Genomic DNA, 24765 nt, shown 5'->3' with positions numbered 1-24765 from the left:
AAAGTAATACTAAAAAAGATAACTAGGAAAATTATCAGAAAAATTAAGGGTACAATAAAATATTTTACTGGTGTGAATTCCATTTTTATTAGTGTTTTTCCATTCTCATCATTGATAGTTCCCTTTATCAGAGGATTTGGCATATTACTGTCAAAAAAAATGTCTTCTACGCTTTACCAAAAATCCGTTTTTATTTACATATCCTTTATATTCATATCTATTGGGAATTGAATATTCTGCAGTTTCAAAAAGACTAAAATCACTCTCGTAGATAATTTTTTCTAGATTTTCAATGAATTCGGCTTTATTCATAGTTGTTTCAAAATTTAATTCATCATAAAGCCCAATAGATTTAAAAAAAGAATTCATGTAATAATTTTAATGCATTTGTGAATGAGTAGGAAAATATTTGTAGATTTAATAGATTCTATGCGTGTTTTTAATAAGAATTTTAAAAAAATAAATTTAAAATCAAACCTTCACAAACCGATTCACAAACATCGCCGCTACAATATCTCCGACAGCATTTAAAACCGTTGCCAAAGGATCAACCAAAGTTCCAATAATGATAACAGCAGGAACCGCTTCCTGTGGTAACTGATAAACAGAAATCATCAGCATTTCACCAATATAACCGCCATTCGGAATTCCACCTGCAACGATACTCACAAAAACAGTAATTCCTAAAGCTAAAAGAAGGTTTGATGGTTCAAAAAAATCTCTTCCAATAATCTGAAAAGCCACATAAATTTTAATGATAGAAGACATTGACGAACCATTTTTATGCAAAGTGGTTCCAATTGGGATCACAAGATTCGCAATGGAACTCGGAATGCCGATCTTGGAAGCCGCTACCAAATTCGACGGCATTGTTGCGAAGCTGCTGCAAGTACTTAAAGCGGTTAACGTTGGTAAAATTGCATTTTTCCAGAAATCTTTAATTCCGTTTTTTCTGTCGGAAATAAATGCATATAATGAGAAAAAGACAAAGAAATAAATAATTCCTGAAATATAATAAAGGCCTAAAGGTTTAGCATAAAATCCAAAAAGCTGAGGTCCCAAAGTTGCCACCTGATAAGCAAAATAAGCTCCCAAACCAATTGGGGCAATTTTCATAATCATTAAAAGCAATTCTTTCATCACTTCATATCCCGATGCGATAAAGATTCTGAAAGGTTTCCCGTTTTCGCCGGATTTTCTGGCTGCAAAACCTGTAAGAAAAGCAAAAATCAACAAAGCCAACATATTTTTTCTTGAGAAGACTTCGGTAAATTCTCCCACCGTGAAAAAACTTACGATTCGGTCGCCCCAATTTTCTTCTTTGGCGGCTTCAGTAATGATTTCTGAACTTCCTGAAATAGAAGAAACAGGAAAAAGATAAACCATTCCTATTGTAAAAATGGCAGCAATGAGTATAAAAAGAAGAAAAGTAAAAGACATGGTAAAAATGATCTTTCCAAATTTTGACTGCTGTTCTAAGGATGAAATAGAATTGGAAACCGCAAAAAACACCAACGGAACAACACTCACAAAAAGCAGATTCAGAAAAATATCTCCTAAAGGTTTTATATACTCAACTATTTGTGGTGCAACAATCCCAAGAATGCTTCCAAAAGCGATTCCCAAGAGTAAAAACAGAATTCCTGAATAGTTTTTCAGTACCTCTTTCATGTGATGATTTTTGGTAAAGATAGATTTATTTTTAACAATTTCTTAGATGTTTGTTCGTCTTAATTTTTCTAAATTTGAGTAAACATTCGTTTCTATGGCTTATATAGATTATTACAAAATTTTAGGCGTAGACAAAAGCGCAACTCAGGACGATATCAAAAAAGCGTACCGTAAGCAGGCAAGAAAACTGCATCCCGATCTCAACCCGAATGATAAAGAGGCTGAAAAAAAATTCAAAGAATTAAATGAAGCCAATGAAGTGCTCAGCAATCCTGAAAACCGCACTAAATACGATAAGTACGGAGAAAACTGGAAACACGGAGAAGAATACGAAAAGGCTCAGCAACAACAAAGACAATATCAAAGTCAGGGAGGCGGAAATTACGGAGGTGGTTTTTCGGGTGCTGATTTCGGAGAAGGTGAAGATTTCTCAGACTTTTTCCAGAGTATGTTTGGCGGAGAAAATGGTGGTTTCGGAAGAAGTTCGCGCGGAAGCGCTTCTGGAAAATTCAAAGGGCAGGATATTAATGCAGAATTAAATTTAAATTTAAAAGAAGCTGCAAAAACGCACCAGCAGACTTTTGACATCAATGGTAAAAAAGTAAGAATTACAATTCCGGCTGGAGTTTATGATGGACAGCAAATCAAATTGAAGGGTCACGGAAATCCCGGTTTTAATGGCGGACCAACAGGAGATTTGTACATTACATTTAATATAACTCCGGATCCGAATTTTGAAAGAGTAGGAGATGATCTGAAAACTAAAGTCGTTATCGATCTTTACACTGCAGTTTTAGGAGGCGATGTGAAAGTTGAAATTTTAGAAGGAACTGTCAATCTGAAAGTAAAACCTGAAACTCAAAATGGCGTAATTGTCAGATTAAAAGGAAAAGGTTTCCCTGTCTACAAAAAAGAAGGCGAGTTTGGTGATCTATTTGTGACTTATGATGTGAAATTACCGACAAACCTTACGGAAAAACAAAAAGAACTTTTTGAACAACTTAAAAATTCTTAAATCATGAGCGAAAGAATATCACGGGAAGAACTCGTAAAAATATACAATATTGAGATCACTTTTTTTGATGAACTAGTCAATGGTGGTTTGTTGAATGTAGAAATGGACAATGATGTCCGTTATCTCTTGTATGAAGATCTGCCAAGATTTGAAAGATTTACCAATTGGCATTACGATCTGGAAATCAATCTTCCCGGTTTGGAAGTGATTCACGATATGCTCAGTAAAATGGAAGATCTGAAACAGAGAAATCGCGAATTGATGAATAAACTTTCAGCAATTAGTGAGAATTTTGAGGATATTTAATTTAGTTTTGTAGACTTTTAATATCCAAAGTATGAGAATCAACGACGATAAAATCATTAATTTAAAAATCAACAGAAAAGATTTTGAAGAGGTTTATCTTCATGGAAATCAGGGAAGCTTGTTTTTTTCGCCTTCCGTAAAAGGAAAATTCATTACAACTTCAGTTGTTGCTTTTATTTTGGCGATATTATTTGTTTTTAAAGATGATTTAAGCAAAGAAAAATTCGGAATTCTATATTTTGTAAGCTTTCTTTTTCTATTGTGTGCAGTTTACCTTTCTTTGGCAATTAACAAGGTTTCAAAATGGAAAAAAGAAGTGGTAAAATATCTTAAAACTCTGGAAAGTGCAGAAATTTATCAGATTCAGTTTAATAGTAAAGTTTTTAAAGTAAATCTTAATAATCAAAAAGAAACAAGTCTCTGGACAGAATTTATCGCTGCCGAAATTGATGATAAATTTATCGCTTTAGAAGGAAAATTCAATTATATGTTTCCAAAAAAAGCAATGCAACTTTCAGATTTTGATTTGTTGAAACAGGCGGTGAAGAAAAGTGTTCAGAATTAAAAATTTACAGACAATAAAAAAATCAGAGTAAAAAACACTCTGATTTTTTTATATTAATAAACTGATTTACTAATTAACTTAAAAACTAATCTAGCCAACCCATTTCTTTCATCCACTCATCATTGTAGATTTTCCCTACATATCTTGAACCATGATCGTGAAGTAAAACAACTATCACATCATCTTTAGTGAACTGATCTTTCATCTGAACCAAAGAAGCCATCGCACTTCCCGCAGAATATCCACAGAAAATTCCTTCTTCTTTTGCCAGTTTTCTTGCATAGATCGCTCCGTCTTTATCGGTCACTTTTTCGAAATGATCGATTACTGACATATCGTAGTTTTCAGGAAGAATATCTTCGCCAATACCTTCTGTAATGTAAGTGTAAGCGTTTTCTAAATTGATTTCTCCCGTCTCATGAATTTCCTTTAAGATAGAACCGTAAGTATCAACTCCGATAATCTTAATGTTTGGATTTTTCTCTTTAAAATACATTCCACAACCGGTAATAGTTCCACCTGTTCCGGCTCCCACTAAAAAGTGAGTCAGTTTTCCATCGGTTTGTTCCCAGATTTCAGGAGCTGTAGACTCGTAATGAGCTGCTCTGTTTGATAAATTATCATATTGGTTTACATACCAACCGTTTTCTGTTTCTTTAGCCAATCTTTTTGAAACTGAATAATAAGAACGCGGATCGGTAGGTTTTACATCTGTTGGACAAACAATAACTTCCGCACCAACGGCACGAAGAATATCGCACTTTTCTTTAGATTGTTTTGCGTTCGTTACGAAAATACATTTGTAACCTTTGATAATTGCTGCAAGAGCCAATCCCATTCCTGTATTTCCTGAAGTTCCTTCTATGATGGTTCCTCCTGGTTTTAATCTTCCGTCTTTTTCAGCATCTTCAATCATTTTCAGAGCCATTCTGTCCTTTACAGAGTTTCCTGGGTTGAAAGTTTCCACTTTTGCCAAAACCAATGCCGGAAAATCCTCTCCCAACACTTTATTAATCTTTACAAGGGGTGTATTTCCTATGGTTTCGAGAATATTTTCTGCGTATTTCATACTTGTTTTTTTTCTGCGGGGCAAAGATACAGCTTTCAATTGATTTTGAGGATAGGGAAGGTATTAAATGAATTACAATATTTAAATAAATTTTTCAAGATTAATATCAGTATTTACAATAAAATGGTTAATATTTTTAATTGATAATATGAAATGGCTCATCTTTAAAATTAATGAAAATTAGCTGAAATTTGGCAAGTAAATGTGTGAAAAACGATTTTTCTCTCTCAATCAAAATCCGTATTTTTGTGCATCTAAAAAGTAAAAGAAAGAATGAATTCCTACAAAAATCCATTGGAAGAGCGCTACTCCAGCGAAGAAATGTTGTTTAACTTTTCTCATAACAACAAATTCCAGAATTGGAGAAAGCTTTGGATCGCTTTGGCTGAGATCGAAAAGGACTTGGGTCTTGACATCACAGACGAGCAAATTGCAGAGTTGAAAGCCAATGTTGACAATATCGATTACGATAAAGCAGCAGAATATGAGAAGAAATTCCGTCATGATGTGATGGCTCACGTTCACGCATATGGCGATGTGGCGCCTTCTGCAAAAGGAATTATTCACTTGGGAGCAACTTCAGCGTTTGTAGGAGACAATACAGATTTAATTCAAATCCGTGACGGACTTTTAATTTTAAAGAAAAAGTTGGTAAACGTAATGAAAAATCTTGCTGATTTTTCAATTCAATATAAAGATCTTCCAACTTTAGGATTTACCCATTTCCAACCAGCTCAGTTAACAACTGTTGGAAAAAGAGCAACACTTTGGTTACAGAGTTTAGTTTTAGATATCGAAGAACTTGATTTCTTCTTAGAAACGCTACGTTTCAGAGGGGTAAAAGGAACAACCGGAACGGCAGCAAGTTTCCTGGAGCTTTTCAACGGAGATTATTCTAAAGTAAAACATTTAGATAAAGAATTGTCAAAAAGATTCGGTTTCGAAAAAGTTTTCGGAGTTTCGGGTCAGACTTACGATAGAAAAATTGATGCAAAAGTGGTTGCCTTATTAGGAAATATCGCACAGTCTGCACATAAATTCACCAACGATTTGCGTTTGCTTCAAAATCTGAAAGAAGTTGAAGAACCGTTCGAGAAGAACCAAATTGGTTCATCGGCAATGGCTTACAAGCGTAACCCGATGAGAAGCGAAAGAATCGGAGCACTGGCAAAATACGTAATGTCATTGACAACGAGTTCTGCAATGGTAGCTTCAACGCAATGGTTTGAAAGAACATTGGATGATTCTGCAAACAAGAGATTAACGATTCCTCAGGCGTTCTTAGCGGTTGATGCAATTCTATTGATCTGGAACAACATCATGAACGGAATTGTGGTGTATCCGAACAGAATCAACAAACATATTATGGAGGAACTTCCTTTCATGGCGACAGAATACATCATCATGGAAGAAGTGAAGGCTGGAGGCGACCGTCAGGAGATTCACGAAGTGATCAGAGTTCACTCAATGGAAGCTTCTAAGCAGGTGAAAGAAGAAGGTAAAGAAAATGATTTGATCGAAAGAATCTTAAACGATCATTCTCTGAAGCTTGATAAATCAAAACTGAAAGAAGTTCTTGATCCTAAAAACTTTATCGGTTTTGCGCCAATTCAGACTGAAGAATTCATCGCCAATGAAGTTCAGCCGATTATTGATGCCAATAAAGACCTTATAGGTTTGGAGGCTGATCTTAAAGTATAAATATTGTGCAGTCTTTTGGGCTGCATTTTTTACTTTGTTCAATTAATGATTTGAATAAAGTATTGATCATTGAAATTTAATTATTTGGGCAGCTTAATTCGCTTGGAATTTATCCTGAGCTTGTCGAAGGGCTCTCGTTAAATTCGGGCTGCAAAGATTCACTGCCATAATAAATTTCAGGAAAAATTCAAATAAATCTAATAAATATCCGACATCTAATGTCTCAAAACAAAAGAATTTTCGTAGAAAAAAGAGGAATTTTCGATGTAGAAAGTCCAAAAATTTTTGATGAAGTAAAAGCGGTGGTTCCGTCTATCCAAAGTGTAAAAGTGTACAACGTATACGATATTTTTGGATTAAATGACGGTGAATTCGAAAAAGTGGTCAACAGCACATTCGTGGATCCTGTTACCGATATTTTAATCGAGGAAAATCCTGCAGAAGGAGTTTATTTCGCATTGGAATTTTTGCCCGGACAATACGATCAGCGTGCAGATTCTGCGCAGCAGTGTATCGCTTTACTGACTGGAAATGAGAAATCAAAAGTGAGAAGCGGTAAGCTTATGCAGTTTGAAGGCATTTCAGAAGCTGATTTGGTGAAAATCAAAGACCTTTTGATCAATAAAGTGGAATCTCAGGAAAAAGATTTAGCTATTCTAAATATTCCTGCAGAAGAAACACCGTCAAAAGTGATTGTTCACGAAGGTTTTATCAATTTTGATGATGCTCAGCTTGAACAATTTTTTAACAATCACGGTTTTGCATTAGGTTTAGATGATTTAAAATTCATTCAGGAATACTTTAAAACTGAACAGAGAAATCCTACAGAAACTGAACTGAAAGTTTTAGACACGTATTGGAGTGACCACTGCCGTCACACAACGTTTGAAACTGAATTATCAAACATTGAATTTGAAGGACAGTTCAAACACACATTGGAAAGTATTTTCAATGATTATATCGAAAAAAGAAAATTCTTAGGACGCGAATTGAAACCGATTTCTTTAATGGATTTGGCAACGGTTTGCGGAAGATATTTCCATAAAACAGGCAACCTGGAAAACCTGGTGGTTTCTGACGAAATCAACGCCTGTACCATCCAGATCGAAGCTGAATATGACGGTAAAAAAGAACCTTGGTATTTATTATTCAAAAATGAAACGCACAATCACCCGACAGAAATTGAACCTTTTGGAGGTGCTTCAACGTGTTTGGGTGGGGCAGTCAGAGATCCTTTGTCAGGACGTTCATTCGTTTTTCAGGCGATGAGATTGACGGGCGCTGCGGATGTTTTGGAACCTGTAAATCACACATTGCCAGGAAAATTACCTCAAAAAACAATCACGAAACAGGCTGCAAACGGTTATTCTTCATACGGTAACCAAATCGGTCTCGCGACCACAATGGTTTCCGAAATCTACGATGAAGGCTACAAAGCAAAAAGAATGGAGGTTGGTTTTGTTACCGGCGCCGTTCCTGTGGATTGGGTAAGACGTGAAAAGCCTGAGGCTGGTGATTCGATCATCATTTTAGGTGGTGCAACAGGTCGCGACGGTGTTGGTGGAGCAAGCGGAAGTTCGAAAGAACAGGACGAAACTTCAATCCACACAATGAGTTCTGAAGTTCAGAAAGGAAATGCCGTAGAAGAACGTAAAATCCAGAGATTATTCAGAAATCCTGAAGTGACGAGACTGATTAAGAAATCAAATGATTTCGGAGCGGGTGGAGTTTCTGTAGCCATTGGTGAAATCGCTGATTCTTTGGAGGTTAATTTGGATGTTTTGCCTTTAAAATATGAAGGTCTGAATGGAACTGAGCTTGCCATTTCTGAATCCCAGGAAAGAATGGCGGTTGTGGTTGAGCCAAAAGATAAAGAACAGTTCATCAAGTTCTGTGAGGCTGAAAACATTGTGGCTGTAGAAGTTGCAAAGGTGACAGATTCCGGAAGAATGCAGATGTTCTGGAAAGGTGATAAAATTGTTGATCTTTCAAGAGAATTTCTCGATACGAACGGATGTTCTAAAAGTCAGGAAGTTAAGATTACGCATCTTAATGAAGTGAAAGAAGAAACTCAGGTTTTTAATGAAGAGAATTTCTTGAAAATTCTTGCAGATAAAAACGTTGCTTCTCAAAAAGGTTTATTGGAGATGTTTGATTCATCGATTGGTGCGACTACGGTTGCGATGCCTTTAGGTGGGAAATATCAGCAGACTTTGATGGAAGGAAGTGCTCAGACGCTACCGATTTTAGGAGCTAAAAATATCGAAACCGTTTCCTTCGCAAGTTGGGGATTTGATGCTGAAATTTCAAAGCAAAACTCACTGCTGGGAGCTTCCTATGCAGTCGTTGAAAGTGTGGCAAAAATCGTTGCGATGGGTGGCGATTATAAAAATATAAGATTAAGTTTCCAGGAATATTTTGAGAAATTAGGTCAGAATGCTGAAAAATGGGGCAAGCCTTTGGCTTCACTTTTAGGAGCTTATGATGCTCAGATCAACCTTGGTTTAGCTGCCATTGGTGGTAAGGATTCAATGAGTGGAACGTATCAGGATTTGAATGTTCCGCCGACCTTGATTTCATTCGCTTGTGCTAATGGCGAGAAGAAGAATGTGATCTCTCCGGAATTTAAACAGGCAGGAAATAAACTGTATTTCTTCAACCATATTCCACAGGAAAACGGACTTCCAAACTATGAAAATCTGAAGACAGTTTTTGAATTGATTTTCGAAAATATCAAGGCTGGAAAAATCGTTTCAGTGAAGACTGTGAAAGAAGGTGGCGTTGCAGTTGCATTAGCCAAAATGAGTTTTGGGAACAGATTGGGAGCTGAAATAACCGTTGCGGATGAGAACGTTTTAATGGCAAAAAATATCGGAAGTCTGATCATTGAATCAACTGAAGAATTAAGTTCTGTTGATCTTCAATTAATCGGTGAAGTTGAAAATTCAAATGTTCTCAACATCAGTGGTTTGAATTTTGAAATCGAAAAATTACTTGAGGCGAATACAAAAACTTTTGAGAACCTTTTCTCAACGGTTGAAAAAGAAAAAATAACGGTTGAATTAGATTCAAAACTGAACTCAATTAAACCAAGAAATATCGTAATTAAAAAACACGGAATTGCTCAGCCGAGAGTTTTTGCACCGGTTTTCCCGGGAACAAACTGCGAATACGATACACTGAATGCATTCCAAAAAGAAGGAGCGATTGTAAGCAGTTTGCCTTTGATTAATATCAATCATCAGTTGCTTGACGAAAGTATCGATGCGTGGGTGGAAGAAATTAAACAGTCACAGATTTTAGCATTCTCAGGAGGTTTCTCTGCGGGTGACGAACCAGACGGTTCTGCCAAGTTTATAGTGAATGTTTTGAAGAATGAAAAGATGAGAAACGCCGTTCACGAATTGCTCGACAGAGACGGAATGATCATCGGAATTTGTAATGGTTTCCAGGCATTAGTAAAATCAGGATTGTTACCTTACGGTAGAATTAAGGATCTGGATGAAAATTCTCCGACTTTGGCTCACAACGCGATCAGAAGACACATTTCTCAAATGGTGAATGTGAAAGTTCTGAATGACGAATCACCTTGGTTGAAAGGAATGAAAGATAAGGTTTTCACGATTCCAATTTCTCACGGTGAAGGTCGTTTTATGGCTTCAGAAGAAGAAATTCAGAAGCTGTATGAAAACGGACAGATTGCGACTCAATACTTAGATTTGGATGGAAACATCGCTCACGGAATGCCTTTCAATCCTAATAATTCATTATTCGGAATTGAAGGAATCACAAGTCCGTGTGGAAAAATCTATGGTAGAATGGGGCACCCTGAACGTTTTGCAGAAGGTTTAATGAAAAATATTCCGACGGCGAATTACCATAATATCTTTAAAAACGGAGTAGAGTACTTTAAATAGGCAGATGGCTTTTGGCAATTGGCTGTTGGTTTTTAATATAAGAATAAAGCTTTCAAACCTAACGGGTTTTCAAAACCCGTAGGTTTAGAGAAAACTGTCTGTTGAAATATTTATATCAAATTGGATAATTCAAATAAAAATAAAAAAGAATCGGCTGTCATCAATGGCAGCCGTTTTTCTGATTTATCAGCCTTCTATGAAGTGGTTTCCCAGGTTTTGATGAAAGATGAAGATTGGAAAATCGGAACGCTTGATGGATTTGATGATATTTTGTATGGATTTAAAGGTGAAATGATCTGGAAAGATTCTCAAAAATCACGGGAAGATTTAGGATTAGAAGCTACAATGAAATTCTACGAAAATAAAATCAGGCAGGGAAAGCCTTTTAATATCAATTTAGCCAAACAAAAACTGGAGGATGTGATTGCCGGAAACGGAAAGACCTTGTATGAAATCCTGATTGAAATTTTAGAATCGCATAAAAATATAACCCTAATTTTAGATTAAAATGAAGAAGAAAATGATGTACGGATTATTCTTTGGTGACAGCATAACCTACGGCGAATACGATGGAGTTTTCGGTGGCTGGGTCGATATTCTCAAACGGTATGCTTTGCAGAAATACAGTGAACGAGCAAATGAATTAATTCTTTTCAATCTTGGTATTGGCGGTGAAACTTCAGAAGGTTTGGTTAAAAGAATTCAAAACGAAATGACTGCCAGAAATGCCGAAGATGGAAATATTGTATTCATCGGTTACGGTGCCAATGATTTGGCTGTAAAAGATCAGAAGCAAATGGTAAATCCTGAACAATTTAAAGCAAATGTTGAAAAGGCAATTCAGCAGGCACAGGATTTTTCAAAACAGATTTATCTGGTGAGTATTCTTCCTATTTCAGAAAAGGTAGCGGGTAAAATTTCCGCAACCGGAAAAGTAAGAACCAATGAAGAAGTTTTGGTTTATAATCAAATTCTGAAAGATATTGCCATTAAAAATTCTTTAATTTATATCGATTTTCATTCGGCATTTTTAGAAGATAAAGAAGTTTTGCTTTCCAAAGACGGTGTACATCCCAACGAGAAAGGGTATGGAATAATGGCTGAAATTGCGATTCCAGTCATTGAAAAATATTTATAAATGCCAAACTTATTTTCTTATGGAACTTTGCAGAAGGAGCAGGTTCAGCTCGAAACCTTTGGACGAATTTTAAGAGGTGAAAAAGATATTCTTGTTGGATATCAATTGAAAATGCTTGAAATAAAAGATCCCGAAGTTTTACGGAAAAGCAATCAGAAATACCATCCGATTTTGGAATTTTCAGGAGATAGTGCAGATGAAATAGAAGGTGTTCTTTTTGAAGTGAGCAATGAGGAAATCCTTCACGCTGATGAGTACGAAGTGGACGACTACAAAAGAATTGAAACTGTTTTTAAATCCGGAAAGAAAGGTTTTATTTACGTAGGAAAATAGGTTTTAAAAGTTCGTAAAAGTATTACAGCAGAAAAATCTGTGAAAAATATTAACCGAAAATATATTTCCAGTACACAAAAACTCCCACGATGACAGAAGCTGCAGCAATCAACGTCACGGCTCCTGCAGAAACATCTTTAATGAAACCGATTCTTTTATCAAATTCCGGATGAATGATATCGCAAATCTTTTCGATGGCTGTATTAAAAGTTTCAGCGACTAAAACTCCCATAGAAACTGTTAAGACCAAAACAGTATCAAGCGCAGAAAGTTTCAGATAAAAAATCAAAAAAATATTAATCAGGAGAGCCACCACTTCAATCTGAAAATTTCTCTCAGACTTGAGCATCATCCAAATTCCCCGAAAGGAGTTGATGAAGCTTTTATGGATGGGAGGCTTGCGCATTAAACTTTTTTACAAATATAATATTTGTGTTTGATGTTTTTTACGAATTCATTTATCTTTGAGAAATTAAAAATTCAACCATGATGAAAAATTTAGTAGCAGCTGTTCTGCTTCTTCTTTCAACGCTCGCTTTTTCTCAAGATTATAAGAGCAAATTTTCTAAAAGTGTTTGTGAGTGCGTAAACAAACTTGATGCAACCAATAAGACGAAGAAGGAGATGAGCGCCCAATTCGGTTTGTGCGCTTTTAAAAATGCAAATCCTTACAAGAAAGAACTGAAAAGAGATTTTGATATTGATTTAGTAGCGGATATTTCAAATGAGAAAAAGATGACTGATTTTGGTGTGCAGGTAGGTCTGCTAATGCTGAATGACTGTCCGGAGGTTCTAATTGCCATGAATAAAGATTCTGAAGAAACGGAAACTGTGTCGGATGAAAGTTCATATCTGCTTCTAAGCGGAACGGTGAAAAAAATTGAAAAAGAAAATTTTGTAGTTTTTCATATTGTGGGCGAAAATAATAATCTTACCAAATTTTACTGGGTTTCAAATATAGAATCAAATCTTGATTTGCCTAAAGAGTACAATTCACTTTTAAATAAAAAAGTAAATATCAGTTATTATACAACAGAAATTTTTGATGCGAAAATTAACGATTACAGAAATTTAAATGTAATATCAAGTCTGAAAACCGAATGATGATGTTTGTTTAAAACTCGTAACGATTATTTTTTTCATTCTTACTTCTATTTGTTATATTTGTAAAAACTTATTTTTAAATCTATGAAATTTATTATTTCAAGTGGTGAACTTCAGAAAGCATTGCAAACTGTAAGTGGCGTAATATCAAGCTCTCAATCGAGACCAATTTTAGAAAATTATCTTTTTGAGTTAAACGAAAATAACCTTACCATTACAGCGTCCGACGGCGAAACAACTTTGGTGACTTCCTTAGATGTTAAATCTGATGATGCAGGTAAATTTGCAGTTCCTGCTAAGATTTTTCAGGATTTTATAAAAACTTATGGCGAACAACCTCTTACCCTTGTTGTAAAAGACAATGCTGAAGGTACAGGAAGCCAGCTTGAGATTTTAGATGAGAAAGATAATTTTGCCGTTGCATTAGATAACGCAGATGATTATCCTGAACTTCCGGAATTTGACGCTGCACAAAGTGTTACAATGCCTGCAGGTGTCTTATCCGAAGCTTTAACAAATACACTTTTCGCTACAAGTAACGATTCTCTTCGTCCCGTAATGACAGGAGTTTTATTCCAATTTGGGGAAAATGAAACCAATTTCGTTTCTACCGATTCTCACAGATTGGTTGTTTATAAAAGAACAGATTTGATGAATGCCGAGCCAATGGAATTCATTATGCCTAAAAAACCTCTGAACATTTTCAAAAATATTTTAGCAAGTTCAAACGAAGACATTACAATTGACTTCAACGAAAACATGGCTAAATTCACTTTTGGAAAACATATCTGGATTTGTAGACTGATCGACGGAAAATATCCAAATTATACTGCGGTAATTCCTAAAGAAAATCCGAATGTTTTGACGATCAACAGAAACCTGTTGTTGGGAGCAATTAAGAGAGCTTCTATCATGTCTAATAAATCAACCAATCAGGTAAGATTTAAATTGTCTGCAAACATTCTTCACCTTCATGCAGAAGATACAGAATATGCAAACAAAGCAGATATGCAGATTCCTTGCGATTACAACGGCGAAGATATCAACATCGGTTTCAGTTCAAAATTCTTAACAGAAATGTTGGGTATTCTTGGAGCAGATGATATCACAATGAAAATGTCTCAGCCAAACAGACCGGGAATCATCGAGCCTCTTGATGGTCTTGATGAAAGCGAAAATATCTTAATGTTATCAATGCCGGTAATCGGATTGTAAGATTAAAATTTAATAAATAATTAAAAGAGGTTGATTTTTCAATCTCTTTTTTTATTGGATTTAGCAGAAAAATCAAGAGTTCTTCTATAAAATTTCACGTTTTGTCTATTAAATTTGATATTGGTGTAGTTATTGAGCAATTTTAGAAGGTAATTATTATTAATTCTCAAATAAGAAGATTATGATAGGAAAATTTTTAGAATCACTTTTTCAAAAATTTCACAGATTTTCAATTTTTAAAGGACTGGATAGATTTAAATTTTAAAAATAGTAAAAGCATTTAGAATAAATTTTACATTGAAATACTTTCAATCAATAGATTTCCATGATTAATTTCAAAAATAATAATTTAGAAATCAGCATTCATATATTGATATGGCTGGTTTTATTTTTTCTGCCTGCTGGCTTTTCTTTGGGTTCAGATGGCAATTGGCTGGGTCTTTTTCAGCATTTCTGGTTATAGTTGATTTTTTTGGCAATCATATTTTATGTTAATTATCTTTTTCTGATCAAATGGTTTTTCTCAAATAAAAAACTCAGTTATTTTATTGTAAATGTTGTTTTAATTTTAATTTTAATTTATTTCAGAAACGAAATTTTCGATTTATTTGAAGCAGGAAAATCCAGAAATTTCAGAGGTAAAAGACCACCAATGGGATTACGTTATTTTATGGATTTCCTTACTTACATGATTCCCGTTGCTTTTTCTATTGCCATAAGCTCCGGCCAGAGAATGAAACAGGCAGAAGAAATGAAAAGTGAAGCAGACAATATCAAACTCAAATCTGAACTTCAACACCTAAAATATCAATTACAGCCACACTTTTTCTTCAACGCACTCAACAATATTTATTCATTGGTAGAATTTGCGCCCGACAAAGCAAAACAAAGTATTCACAGCTTGAGTAAACTGATGCGCCATCTTTTGTATAAAACGGATGTAGAAAAGATCAGTCTTTCGGAAGAAATCGATTTCCTGAATAAATATATCGAACTGATAACTTTGAGATTAAATGATAAAACGAAAGTTTTCACAAGTTTTCCTACTCACGTTCCAAGTCTCGAAGTTGCACCTCTGCTTTTTATTTCAATTGTTGAAAATGCCTTTAAACATGGGATTTCTGCAACTCAACCTTCAGATATTAATTTTAAAATGGAAATTTTAGAAGACGAAATACATTTTACAGCTTCAAATTCAAATTTTCCCAAAACAGATTCTGATAAAAGCGGCTCAGGAATTGGCTTGGAGAATCTTCAAAAAAGACTTAATTTGCTGTATCCCGAAAAACATGAATTTCACTCTTTCCTCAACAACGGAATGTACATTGCAGAAATGAAACTGAAAACGAAGTAAAATGAAAAAAGTCTCCTGTCTTATTGCCGACGACGAACCAATGGCATTGAATTTAATTGAAAGCTATGTTCTGAAAACCCCTTTTCTAGAATTAACGGCAAAATGTAATAATGCTATCGAAGCAATGCAGGTTTTAGAAGAAAAAGATATAGATCTGTTTTTTCTTGACATTCAAATGCCGGATTTGTCTGGTCTGGAATTTTCAAAATTGCTGCCTTCGAAAAGTAAAGTAATTTTTACCACTGCGTTTGACCAGTATGCAATTGAAGGCTACAAAGTGAATGCTCTAGATTATTTGCTTAAACCATTTGACTATAATGAATTTTTGAGCGCATCTTCAAAAGCGAAAAGTCACTTCGAATCACTACAATCAGTTTCGTTTTCAGAACCAAAGAAAAAGCAGGAATTTATTTTCGTAAAATCAGAATACAAACAAATTAAGATCAATTTTTCTGAAATCCTCTACATCGAAGGTTTGAAAGATTACGTTAAAATTTACCTTAAAGACAATCCAAAACCGATTTTGACTTTGATGAGTCTGAAAAAACTGGAAGAAGAATTGCCTTCTGAAGATTTTATGCGTGTTCACCGTTCTTTTATTGTTGCTTTAAATAAAATTGAAGCTATCGAAAGAAATCACATCATTATCGAAAAGGAGCAGATCGTCATTGCTCCAAATTATAAGGATAGTCTGATGGAATATATTGGCGGGAAAAGTTTATAGTTACTATATCTATTTATGAAAATAAGTTGCTCTTAATTTCATAAATTGCATAAAAATTTCAGGCAATGCATAATTTAGATAAAGTTGACTTACTTAAATCTGATTTGAACAAACTAAAACCTATCAATTTTACTTATCAAAAAAGAATTGATGAAAAGTTTAGGCTGGAATTTAATTATAATTCTAATCATCTCGAGGGTAATACGCTTACTTATGGTGAAACAAAATTATTACTTATTTTTGGAGATACTCAAGGAAGTCATCAGAAGAGAGAATTTGATGAGATGGAAGCTCATGATGTAGCATTTAATATTGTCAGAGAATGGGCAAATGACACTGAAAGACCGTTAAGTGAAAATCAAATTAAAGAGTTGAATGAGATAATTTTGGTTAAACCTTTTTGGAAAGATGCAATTACAAATGAAGGTCAGCAAACCAGAAGACAAATAAAAATTGGGAATTACAAAGAATTTCCAAATTCGGTGATACTATCAAACGGAGAAATATTTGATTATGCTTTACCATCTGAAACTCCAAGATTGATGGGAGAACTTATTGATTGGTATAGACACGAAGAATATGTTTTGAATCCTGTAACTTTAGCAGCAATGTTGCATTATAAATTTGTGAGAATACACCCGTTTGATGATGGAAACGGAAGGATTGCAAGATTGTTATTGAATTATGTTTTATTGAAATTTGGATTTCCACCCGTTGTAATAAAATCTTCTGATAAACAAAATTATTTGAGAGCATTGCATATCGCTGATTTAGGAGATTATACTGCTTTTATTAATTATATTTCTGAGCAATTAATTTGGAGTTTGGAACTTTCCATTAAAGGCGCAAGAGGAGAGTCGATTGAAGAACAAGGAGATTGGGAAAAGCAATTGGAAGTTCTTAAAAAAAACTATAATTATGATAAAATAAAAATCAGACAAAGAAATTCGTTTGCTGTATTTAATGAAATTTATCAAAGAACTATAATTCCATTTGTCAATTTATGGCAGAATAAAATTTCAAAATTTGATGATTTATTTGAAGAGAAAATAGTTAAAATTCATATTGAGACAGATAATGGACATATTACAGAAACAGGAGATAATCTTTTATTCTTTTTTGACAAAGTTTTTCAAGATTCTATTTCTAAGTTAGGTTTGATTTATGAAGAAATAAGATTCTCGGTTGAGTTTAAGAATTTGAAAAAATCAAATATTTCGAAAAACTTTTCAGGAGGTCTTATTGAATTTCAATTTGACGAATATAGTTATGAAATTGATACATTAAATACTTACAGCTTCATTTATGGCGATTATCTTTCGAATGAACAAATAGAAAATATAATTGATTCTTTTGGTAAAAATTTATTAAAGGAAATTAATAATCAGATTATTTAATCTCCATATTTTTTACCATCGAAAGAAATCACATCATTATCGGAAAGGAGCAGATCGTCATTGCTCCAAATTACAAAGATGATTTGATGGATTACATCAGTGGCAAAAGTTTATAAGATTCTATCGCAGTTTTCGATTGTATATTATATAAATAAATTGGAATTGTAGGTGCCTATAAATTTCTTTTTTTCTTAAAAAAACACGACATTTGTAACTTGAAAAAATTCAAAATAAATTTTCAAAATTAAAGGATGAAAATATCAAACAACTGGCTGAAAGACTATATTAAAACGGAATTAAAATCTGAAAGAATCGGTGAATTCCTTACAGATATAGGTCTTGAAGTAGAAGGGATAGAGAAATTTGAAAGCATAAAAGGAAGTTTGGAAGGTGTAGTTGTAGGAAAAGTTTTGACCTGCGAAAAACATCCGAATGCAGATAAATTAAAGAAAACAACGGTAGATGTAGGAAACGGTAAAGTTTTGGAGATCGTTTGCGGTGCTCCGAATGTTGAAGCCGGACAAACGGTTCCTGTAGCTATTGTCGGAACCAAAATCTATGATAAAACCGGAAACTTTTTTGAAATTAAAGCTGCTAAAATAAGAGGTGAAGTTTCACAGGGAATGATTTGCGCAGAAGACGAATTGGGATTAAGCGACGATCATGGTGGGATTATGGTTTTAGATGAAACTAAATATGAAGTTGGGAAAAATTTTGCAGATTATTTTGAATTGACAAATGATGAGGTTTTCGAGATTGGTTTGACACCAAACAGAACCGATGCAATGTCACATTACGGTGTTGCAAGAGATTTGTATGCATTTCTTTCAACCAATCAGCAAAAAGGTGATTTTCAAAAAGTATCATCAGTTGCTTTGAATAACGAAGGAACACACGAATTTACATTAGAGGTTGAAGATGCCGAATTAACACCGAGATACATCGGAGCTGTTATCGAAAACGTAAAAGTTTCAGAATCTCCATCTTGGTTGAAAGACAGATTAAAAGCAATAGGATTGAGTCCGATCAACAATATTGTAGATATTACCAACTACATTCTTCATGGTTTTGGTCAGCCGCTTCATGCTTTTGATGCAGATAAAATTTCGGACAAAAAAGTGAAAGTAGGAACTGTAGCAGAAGGAACAAAATTCACAACTTTGGATGGTATTGAAAGAACGTTGAATGGTTCTGAAATTATCATTAAAGACGGAAAAAATAACCCGATGTGTATTGCAGGAGTTTTTGGTGGGGCCAATTCGGGAGTTTCCAGCGAAACAAAAACGATTTTCCTGGAAAGTGCTTATTTCAATCCTGTTGCAGTAAGAAAAGCTGCAAAAGCACATGGTTTGAATACTGATGCATCTTTCAGATTTGAGAGAGGTGTAGATCCAAATATTACAAGAACTGCAATCACTCACGCAATCAAAATGATTCAGGATTTGGCAGAAGGAAATCTTGTTGGAGATTTATTGGAAGAATACCCTAAGAAAATTGAAGACAATTATGTGATCATCAGATTTTCAAAAATTGAGCAGATTTTAGGAACGAAAATTCACAGAGAAAAGGTAAAAGAAATTTTAAAAGCGCTTGAAATTCAGGTTTTAAATGAAATTCAGAATGGTTTTGAAATCTCTGTTCCTGCTTACAGAGCTGATGTGACAAGAGAAATCGACGTCATTGAAGAGATCTTAAGAATTTACGGTTACAATAAAATTGAAGCTCCGCAGAAGATTTCATTCACACCTGTAAAACTAAGTGCAAAAGATCAGGACGAATTAGAAAATAACTGGGCGAGAACTTTACAAGGTTTAGGTTTCAATGAAGTGATGAACAATTCTCTGACTTCTGTGAAAGATGAAACTGATGCTGTAAAGCTTTTGAATCCTTTAAGCAATGATTTGGCTTTCATGAGAAAGTCTTTATTGGAAGGACTTTTACAGAATGCTGTTTACAATATCAATAGAAAAAATCAAGATCTTAAGTTTTTTGAATTCGGAAAAATTTACCACAAAAAAGAGAAGTACGAAGAGAGAAAACAATTGGCAATTTTAGTGACAGGAAGAAATCTTTCTGAAAACTGGCTACAGCCAAAATCTGCAACAGATTTTTACAATCTAAAAGCTTATGTGAAAGTTTTGTTGGAAAGATTGGCAATTGATTATAAAGAAGTTGCTTTGTCAGACGATAGATTTTCAGATGCTTTAGCTTATGAATCTGAAGGTGAAACTTTAGTGAGAATCGGAAAAGTAGCTCCTCGAATGCTGAAAGATTTTGATATCGATCAGGATTGTTTCTATGCAGAAATCGAATTGGAATTTGCACAGAAATTACGCTCTGCAAACGAGCTTAAATTTAAAGATATTCCTAAATTTAATAAAATCAGAAGAGATTTAGCTTTATTGATCGATAAAAATATTACCTATCAGGAATTATTTCAGACTGCGAAAAAGAATAAGTCTCCATATATCAAAAACATTAATTTATTTGATGTTTACGAAGGAAAAAATCTTCCGGAAGGTAAGAAGTCTTACGCAATGAGTTTTGAATTATTGAATGAAGAAAAAACATTGGAAGAGAAAGAAATTTATGAAGTGATGGATTCTCTAATCAAGTCTTTCCAGAAAGAATTCAATGCAGAGTTGAGATCGTAATCACGAAAATAAATAAATTTCAACAATACAATATAACGGACTTTTGTCCGTTTTTTTATGGAATAAAGTGTAGAAACTGCCGTAAATAATATTATTTCCGTAAATTTGGTTTAAATCAAAAAAGAAGAATGGAACTTTTGTTGCATTTGACTTTAAAATAAAAAATCTAAAAATGAAAAATCTTTTTTTAAGTATATGCACGGTTGCTTTTCTAGCTTCTTGCGGAACAATGGCGAGTTCTTCGTCATCAAAAGTTGGAAAATCTCAACCTTCAATTGCAGCCACAAAATGGGTTTTGGCAGATAATGTAAAAGGGAAAACGCCTACATTAAACATTGATGGCGCAAAGGTGAACGGAAATGCAGGATGCAACAGTTACTTCGGAACATTGTCTACAGACGCAACTTCAGGAACTTTTACGGCTTCTCAATTGGGTTCTACAAAAATGGCTTGTGATAACATGAGCGTCGAGCAGAATTTTATGAGTATGATGGGGAAGGTGAATAAATATGTTGTTTCCGGAACTACTTTAGAATTGTATCAGGATAATCTTTTACTATTGAAATTTAATAAAGCTGACTAAAAATAAAAAAGGAACTCAAATTTGAGTTCCTTTTTTTATGAGTAATAAATTGATTATTCTTCCTCGTCTTCGTCGTATTTTGCCAACTCTTCATCACACCATTTGAAAGCAGCTTCTACAACCTTTGTAGCCTCATCTGCCATAGTTTCTTCATCGTCGCCTTCCAGATCATCTAACCATTCAACTTCCTCTTCCTCAACATTCAATATGAATCTTGGATATTCTGTATGAACTACAAATAAATCTTCAGGAAATTCCGAATTGTCTGCTAATAAAAACTTTGGTAATTTCATTTTTTTAATGTTTAAACTTTCTCAAAGATATATAAAATTATTGATATTTATTCTTGTCGATTTTAATTTTTTGTAAAACTTTGTAACGTGTAAGTGTTGTTTTCTGAAGCGTATCTGAAGCCTTAAAAGTTAGGGTAATATCGGGATTTACAGTGCTCAAAATTTCGGCAACCTGTATTTTTTCAAGATCTTTTTCTTCAATGACAAAGAATTTTAGAGGGATTTTATCCATTTTTTCAGCTTTCAGATATTCAGAAATAATCTTTCTGTTCTCCAGATAGTTTCCCTTTGATAACCATGTAAACATAAGTCCCGATGCCAAACTTAAAGCGCCAATTGCATATACTTTGATGTCAAATTTTTCAAATAATCTGTTGAAATAAACCAACCATATTCCCAAAACAAAAGGAGCCACCAATCTGTAATCTAGTGGGTTGACTGGATAAAAATACTGTACAAAATACGAGCAGATAATGCCACAGATTCCAATAAAAATATAACAAGCCTCAGTTTCTGATAGTTTTTTTCGCAGGAAAAAATAAACCATTAGAGCGATATTTAGAACACCAATACCATAAATTGCATAATTAACTGATCTTCCTTCTGGATCGGAAATGTGAATAAAAGGATTAAAGCTTGTCGCCAAACCCTGAAAAAGTTCTTTTAATAATTTTGAGGTTGGATAAAGGCCAATCAGCAAAGACTGATCAATATATTTTTCGTTAAAGTAATCTGTATAAATAAATTTAAACAACACCACAAATAAAAATCCGATTGCGCCTGAAATAATAAATGTTTTCCCGAATTTTTTTTTCCAATTTAATAATCCAAAAAGACCTGTTGCTCCGATAATAAAGAGCGAACTGAATCTTATATTATACATTAAAACAAGTAAGAGTGAAAGATAAAATATGGCTTTTAACTGAGACAATTTTCCTGAAATCGCCAAATGACAGGTATAAAGATAAACCATGACGAAAGGGAGAATAAAAGCCTCGCTCATCGTAAATGAAAAAATAGAAAGAAAACTAAAAAGAGAACATAAAATAACGGATTCTCTGAAATAAAACTTTTTCTTCCATGAAAAGATAATGATGAAAAGAAATGCCGCGATTCCCACCAATTTGCTACTCCAAAATTCATCAAGACCAAAATAAGTGAAAAATTTAATGCTCAAAGGATAACCAGCCGGAGTTTGCGTATTATCAATCACAGGAAATACATGCGCAAATCTCATATAATTGATTGAATCCGGATTTACGCGTCCTTTTTCATTGAGTAAAAAACGCAAAATGGTCATCACTAAAGTAATGATGACCATTGATATCTGAATATATTTTTCTTTAAATTTTATCAAGGTTGCAGTTTTTAGATTACAGGTTTAGGTTTTCGTTACCCAAATTTATAACTTAAAACTTATAACTTGTTATTCAAACATTATTTTGAAAACATTTTAGCAACTTTTTCTGCTTTTTTGCTTTCAGAGTAATCGTAAAAACCTTCTCCCGATTTTACTCCTAGTTTTCCTGCCATGACCATGTTGACCAACAACGGATTTGGCGCATATCTCGGATTTTTGAAACCGTCATACATGACGTTTAAGATTGCTAAACAAACATCAAGACCAATAAAATCTGCCAATTGAAGCGGTCCCATCGGATGAGCCATTCCTAATTTCATTACCGTATCGATTTCTTCAACTCCGGCAACACCGTTATATAATGTTTCAATAGATTCGTTGATCATCGGCATCAAAATTCTGTTGGCCACAAAACCTGGATAATCGTTCACTTCAACCGGAACTTTCCCTAAAGTTTTGCTCATTTCATAAATTGAGTCAAAAGTTTCTTTAGAAGTAGAGTAGCCTTTAATGATCTCAACCAATTTCATGATCGGAACAGGATTCATAAAATGCATTCCTATTACTTTGTCCGCTCTTTTTGTTGCTGCTGCAATTTTAGTAATAGAAATTGACGAAGTATTAGTTGATAAAATGCAGTTTTCGGGAGCAAACTCATCCATCTGAGCAAAGATTTTCAGTTTCAGATCCTGATTTTCTGTTGCAGCTTCTACAACCAGATCTGCATTTGTTACTGCATCTTTAAGCGCTGTAAAGATTTTGATATTTCCTAAAGTTTCTGATTTTTGTTCTTCGGTCAGGTTTCCCTTTGCAATTATTCTGTCAAGGTTGGTGGTAATGGTTTTGATTCCTCTATCTAAAGCGTCCTGTGAAACGTCTACCAAATTTACACTAAAACCGCTTTGTGCGAAAGTATGTGCAATACCATTTCCCATGGTTCCGGCCCCGATAACTACAATGTTTTTGATCATTTTTCCTTATTTAGTTTTAAATTATTTTTTATAGATAATTAAGTTTTTGATTTTTGATAAATCTGCCTTTGTCACCATTTTGGTACCTTCAAAATTCACAATTCCGTCACTGTTTTGGTTTCTCTTCGTATTTTGGGCAGTGATTGCTGACTGTAGACCTTTCTTGAAATTTACTTTTTGAGTTTTTGATAGCTGATCTGTGCCGATGTATAAATTAAATTCACCTTCACGTCCCAATCCCGACTGTCGGAGAATTTCAAAATTTTTGGTTTTATTTTTCTTTTGAAACTGATTTACATAATTCATGACAGGATCTGTTGACGGGGTTCCGCAACAAATACTTGAGTAACCGATTTCTATATAATTCTGATTTTTCTGCGCAGAAACGAAAGTGCAACAGAATATTGAAAAGATGAAGATTAAATTTTTCATATCTAAATTTTAAATTACCATTAAACTGAGTCAATGGCAATTTTCAAGCCTAAAAATAAGCTTTAAAATTTACTTATTAAAATGATCCCAAACAGCCTTCGAAATGTCGGAAATCATCTTGCAATTTGTCACTTCAGATTCTGTGGAATTGCTTACAAATACGGCAATTGCATAATGTTTTCCGTTGGGTAAAGTGATAATGGCAATCTCATTTTCAGCGCCTGTCAAACCCGAATCGTTTTTCCCGGAAGATCCCGTTTTTCTTGCAACAGGAGTGTTTTTTAAAAGTTGTTCTATCAATTTATTCAGTCCTGTTGATGTGGAAAGCATAACTTTCATCAGATAATCTGTTGATTTTTTTGAAAGTAATTTCCCGTCATAGAATTTCTTTAATACATCAACAGCAGATTGTGTTGTGCTGTAATTTTCATATTGCACATTCCAGTCTTTGTGCATTTCAGCTTCATTATATTTAATCTGAAAACCTTTTACCCCTTTAGAATCCATAAATTTCTGAACAGTTTTTGTGCCTCCCAAAAGTTTCAGCATAATGTCGCAGCCGTTGTTATCGCTTTTTGCAACCGTCAATTCAAGAATTTCACTTAGAGGAACTCCCGAACTTCCATTTGGATATTTATCACGAAGAGGCGACCAAGTATTTTCTAATAAATTTGATTTGTCTAAAACAATTTTCTGATCCAGAGACAGTTTTCTTTTTTCAACAAAGTCTAAAACTGCAGCAGCAATATGAAATTTAAAAACACTCTGCATCGGAAGCTTTTTATCTGAATTTTTATTGTAGTTGAAACCACTTTCAAATCCAAGAACCGAAATTCCGACCGTCGCCTTTTTATCTTTTGTAATTGAATTGATTTTCTGATCTAAAACTGATTGTTGTGCAAAAGCAAAACTTGAAATCAGAAGAAATAATAGTCCTATTTTTTTCATAATATTTGGTTAAAA

General features: G+C 34.0%; 24 protein-coding genes. 15 read left to right on the top strand and 9 right to left on the bottom strand.

The genetic code is table 11. The features are described 5' to 3' along the window. Positions 1-150: 150 nt before the first annotated feature. Positions 151-369: a hypothetical protein gene (locus NZ698_RS07340; RefSeq protein WP_263002424.1), complete on the bottom strand. Its 219-nt coding sequence runs from the start codon at positions 367-369 to the stop codon at positions 151-153. 102 nt (positions 370-471) lie between these two features. Then, the gene (locus NZ698_RS07335) at positions 472-1671 is read right to left on the bottom strand and encodes a dicarboxylate/amino acid:cation symporter (protein WP_263002423.1); all 1200 of its coding nucleotides are present in this window, start codon (positions 1669-1671) and stop codon (positions 472-474) included. A gap of 94 nt (positions 1672-1765) precedes the next feature. On the opposite strand from NZ698_RS07335, the gene NZ698_RS07330 reads away from it, so the two are divergent. From NZ698_RS07330 to NZ698_RS07320, 3 genes are read left to right on the top strand one after another with little or no spacing between them, the layout of a single operon-like run. After that, positions 1766-2686: a DnaJ C-terminal domain-containing protein gene (locus NZ698_RS07330; protein ID WP_263002422.1), complete on the top strand. Its 921-nt coding sequence runs from the start codon at positions 1766-1768 to the stop codon at positions 2684-2686. Positions 2687-2689: 3 nt separating this feature from the next. Further along, complete coding sequence (locus NZ698_RS07325) at positions 2690-2992, top strand: chaperone modulator CbpM (protein WP_263002421.1); 303 nt, start codon at positions 2690-2692, stop codon at positions 2990-2992. Positions 2993-3023: 31 nt separating this feature from the next. After that, a complete protein-coding gene (locus tag NZ698_RS07320) occupies positions 3024-3557 on the top strand; it encodes a hypothetical protein (protein WP_263002420.1) in 534 nt (177 codons plus the stop codon). A gap of 85 nt (positions 3558-3642) precedes the next feature. Here the strand turns inward: NZ698_RS07320 and NZ698_RS07315 are convergent, their stop codons facing one another. Beyond that, positions 3643-4626: a PLP-dependent cysteine synthase family protein gene (locus tag NZ698_RS07315; RefSeq protein ID WP_263002419.1), complete on the bottom strand. Its 984-nt coding sequence runs from the start codon at positions 4624-4626 to the stop codon at positions 3643-3645. Between the two features lie 273 nt (positions 4627-4899). On the opposite strand from NZ698_RS07315, the gene purB reads away from it, so the two are divergent. The 5 genes from purB (at position 4900) to NZ698_RS07290 (ending at position 11715) form a co-directional block, all read left to right on the top strand. Continuing rightward, positions 4900-6327 carry an adenylosuccinate lyase gene (gene purB, locus NZ698_RS07310; protein WP_263002418.1) on the top strand — a complete coding sequence of 476 codons (1428 nt, stop codon included), beginning with the start codon at positions 4900-4902 and terminating at the stop codon, positions 6325-6327. Positions 6328-6545: 218 nt separating this feature from the next. Continuing rightward, positions 6546-10244 carry a phosphoribosylformylglycinamidine synthase gene (locus NZ698_RS07305; protein ID WP_263002417.1) on the top strand — a complete coding sequence of 1233 codons (3699 nt, stop codon included), beginning with the start codon at positions 6546-6548 and terminating at the stop codon, positions 10242-10244. A 120-nt stretch (positions 10245-10364) separates the two neighbouring features. After that, a complete protein-coding gene (locus NZ698_RS07300; protein WP_263002416.1) occupies positions 10365-10751 on the top strand; it encodes a barstar family protein in 387 nt (128 codons plus the stop codon). Position 10752: 1 nt separating this feature from the next. Next, positions 10753-11382 (top strand): SGNH/GDSL hydrolase family protein, encoded by a 630-nt coding sequence (locus NZ698_RS07295; RefSeq protein ID WP_263002415.1) that lies wholly within the window; start codon positions 10753-10755, stop codon positions 11380-11382. After that, positions 11383-11715 carry a gamma-glutamylcyclotransferase family protein gene (locus NZ698_RS07290; protein ID WP_263002414.1) on the top strand — a complete coding sequence of 111 codons (333 nt, stop codon included), beginning with the start codon at positions 11383-11385 and terminating at the stop codon, positions 11713-11715. A gap of 49 nt (positions 11716-11764) precedes the next feature. Here NZ698_RS07290 and NZ698_RS07285 read toward each other — a convergent pair whose 3' ends face one another. After that, positions 11765-12121, bottom strand: coding sequence for a diacylglycerol kinase (locus NZ698_RS07285; protein ID WP_263002413.1), 357 nt, complete (start codon positions 12119-12121; stop codon positions 11765-11767). Positions 12122-12204: 83 nt separating this feature from the next. Between NZ698_RS07285 and NZ698_RS07280 the strand changes: the two genes are divergently transcribed. The 7 genes from NZ698_RS07280 to NZ698_RS07250 all read left to right on the top strand — a co-directional run bounded on the left by NZ698_RS07280 (position 12205) and on the right by NZ698_RS07250 (position 20746). Next, a complete protein-coding gene (locus NZ698_RS07280; protein ID WP_263002412.1) occupies positions 12205-12819 on the top strand; it encodes a hypothetical protein in 615 nt (204 codons plus the stop codon). Between the two features lie 84 nt (positions 12820-12903). Beyond that, entirely contained in the window at positions 12904-14034 is a 1131-nt protein-coding gene (dnaN, locus tag NZ698_RS07275) for a DNA polymerase III subunit beta (RefSeq protein WP_263002411.1), read from the top strand. 472 nt (positions 14035-14506) lie between these two features. Continuing rightward, positions 14507-15388 carry a sensor histidine kinase gene (locus NZ698_RS07270; RefSeq protein WP_263002410.1) on the top strand — a complete coding sequence of 294 codons (882 nt, stop codon included), beginning with the start codon at positions 14507-14509 and terminating at the stop codon, positions 15386-15388. A gap of 1 nt (position 15389) precedes the next feature. Continuing rightward, positions 15390-16112 (top strand): LytR/AlgR family response regulator transcription factor, encoded by a 723-nt coding sequence (locus NZ698_RS07265; RefSeq protein WP_263002409.1) that lies wholly within the window; start codon positions 15390-15392, stop codon positions 16110-16112. 65 nt (positions 16113-16177) lie between these two features. Continuing rightward, the gene (locus NZ698_RS07260; protein WP_263002408.1) at positions 16178-17509 is read left to right on the top strand and encodes a Fic family protein; all 1332 of its coding nucleotides are present in this window, start codon (positions 16178-16180) and stop codon (positions 17507-17509) included. A 251-nt stretch (positions 17510-17760) separates the two neighbouring features. Beyond that, complete coding sequence (pheT, locus tag NZ698_RS07255; RefSeq protein WP_263002407.1) at positions 17761-20163, top strand: phenylalanine--tRNA ligase subunit beta; 2403 nt, start codon at positions 17761-17763, stop codon at positions 20161-20163. A gap of 172 nt (positions 20164-20335) precedes the next feature. Further along, entirely contained in the window at positions 20336-20746 is a 411-nt protein-coding gene (locus NZ698_RS07250) for an META domain-containing protein (RefSeq protein ID WP_263002406.1), read from the top strand. Positions 20747-20799: 53 nt separating this feature from the next. Here the strand turns inward: NZ698_RS07250 and NZ698_RS07245 are convergent, their stop codons facing one another. The 5 genes from NZ698_RS07245 to bla-A all read right to left on the bottom strand — a co-directional run bounded on the left by NZ698_RS07245 (position 20800) and on the right by bla-A (position 24750). Then, a complete protein-coding gene (locus tag NZ698_RS07245; RefSeq protein ID WP_263002405.1) occupies positions 20800-21039 on the bottom strand; it encodes a DUF8828 family protein in 240 nt (79 codons plus the stop codon). 37 nt (positions 21040-21076) lie between these two features. Further along, on the bottom strand, positions 21077-22396 hold the full coding sequence (locus tag NZ698_RS07240; protein ID WP_263002404.1) for a hypothetical protein: 1320 nt from the start codon (positions 22394-22396) through the stop codon (positions 21077-21079). An 80-nt stretch (positions 22397-22476) separates the two neighbouring features. After that, on the bottom strand, positions 22477-23367 hold the full coding sequence (locus tag NZ698_RS07235) for a 3-hydroxybutyryl-CoA dehydrogenase (protein WP_263002612.1): 891 nt from the start codon (positions 23365-23367) through the stop codon (positions 22477-22479). Positions 23368-23391: 24 nt separating this feature from the next. Beyond that, entirely contained in the window at positions 23392-23802 is a 411-nt protein-coding gene (locus tag NZ698_RS07230; RefSeq protein ID WP_263002403.1) for a hypothetical protein, read from the bottom strand. Positions 23803-23871: 69 nt separating this feature from the next. After that, complete coding sequence (bla-A, locus tag NZ698_RS07225; RefSeq protein WP_263002402.1) at positions 23872-24750, bottom strand: CGA/CIA family class A beta-lactamase; 879 nt, start codon at positions 24748-24750, stop codon at positions 23872-23874. Positions 24751-24765: the final 15 nt, after the last annotated feature.

The sequence above is a fragment of the Chryseobacterium edaphi genome, assembly GCF_025628985.1.
Taxonomy (GTDB): Bacteria; Bacteroidota; Bacteroidia; order Flavobacteriales; family Weeksellaceae; genus Chryseobacterium; species Chryseobacterium edaphi.
The sequence above is the reverse complement of the archived record's forward strand: the minus strand, read 5'-3'. Positions and strand labels throughout refer to the sequence as shown.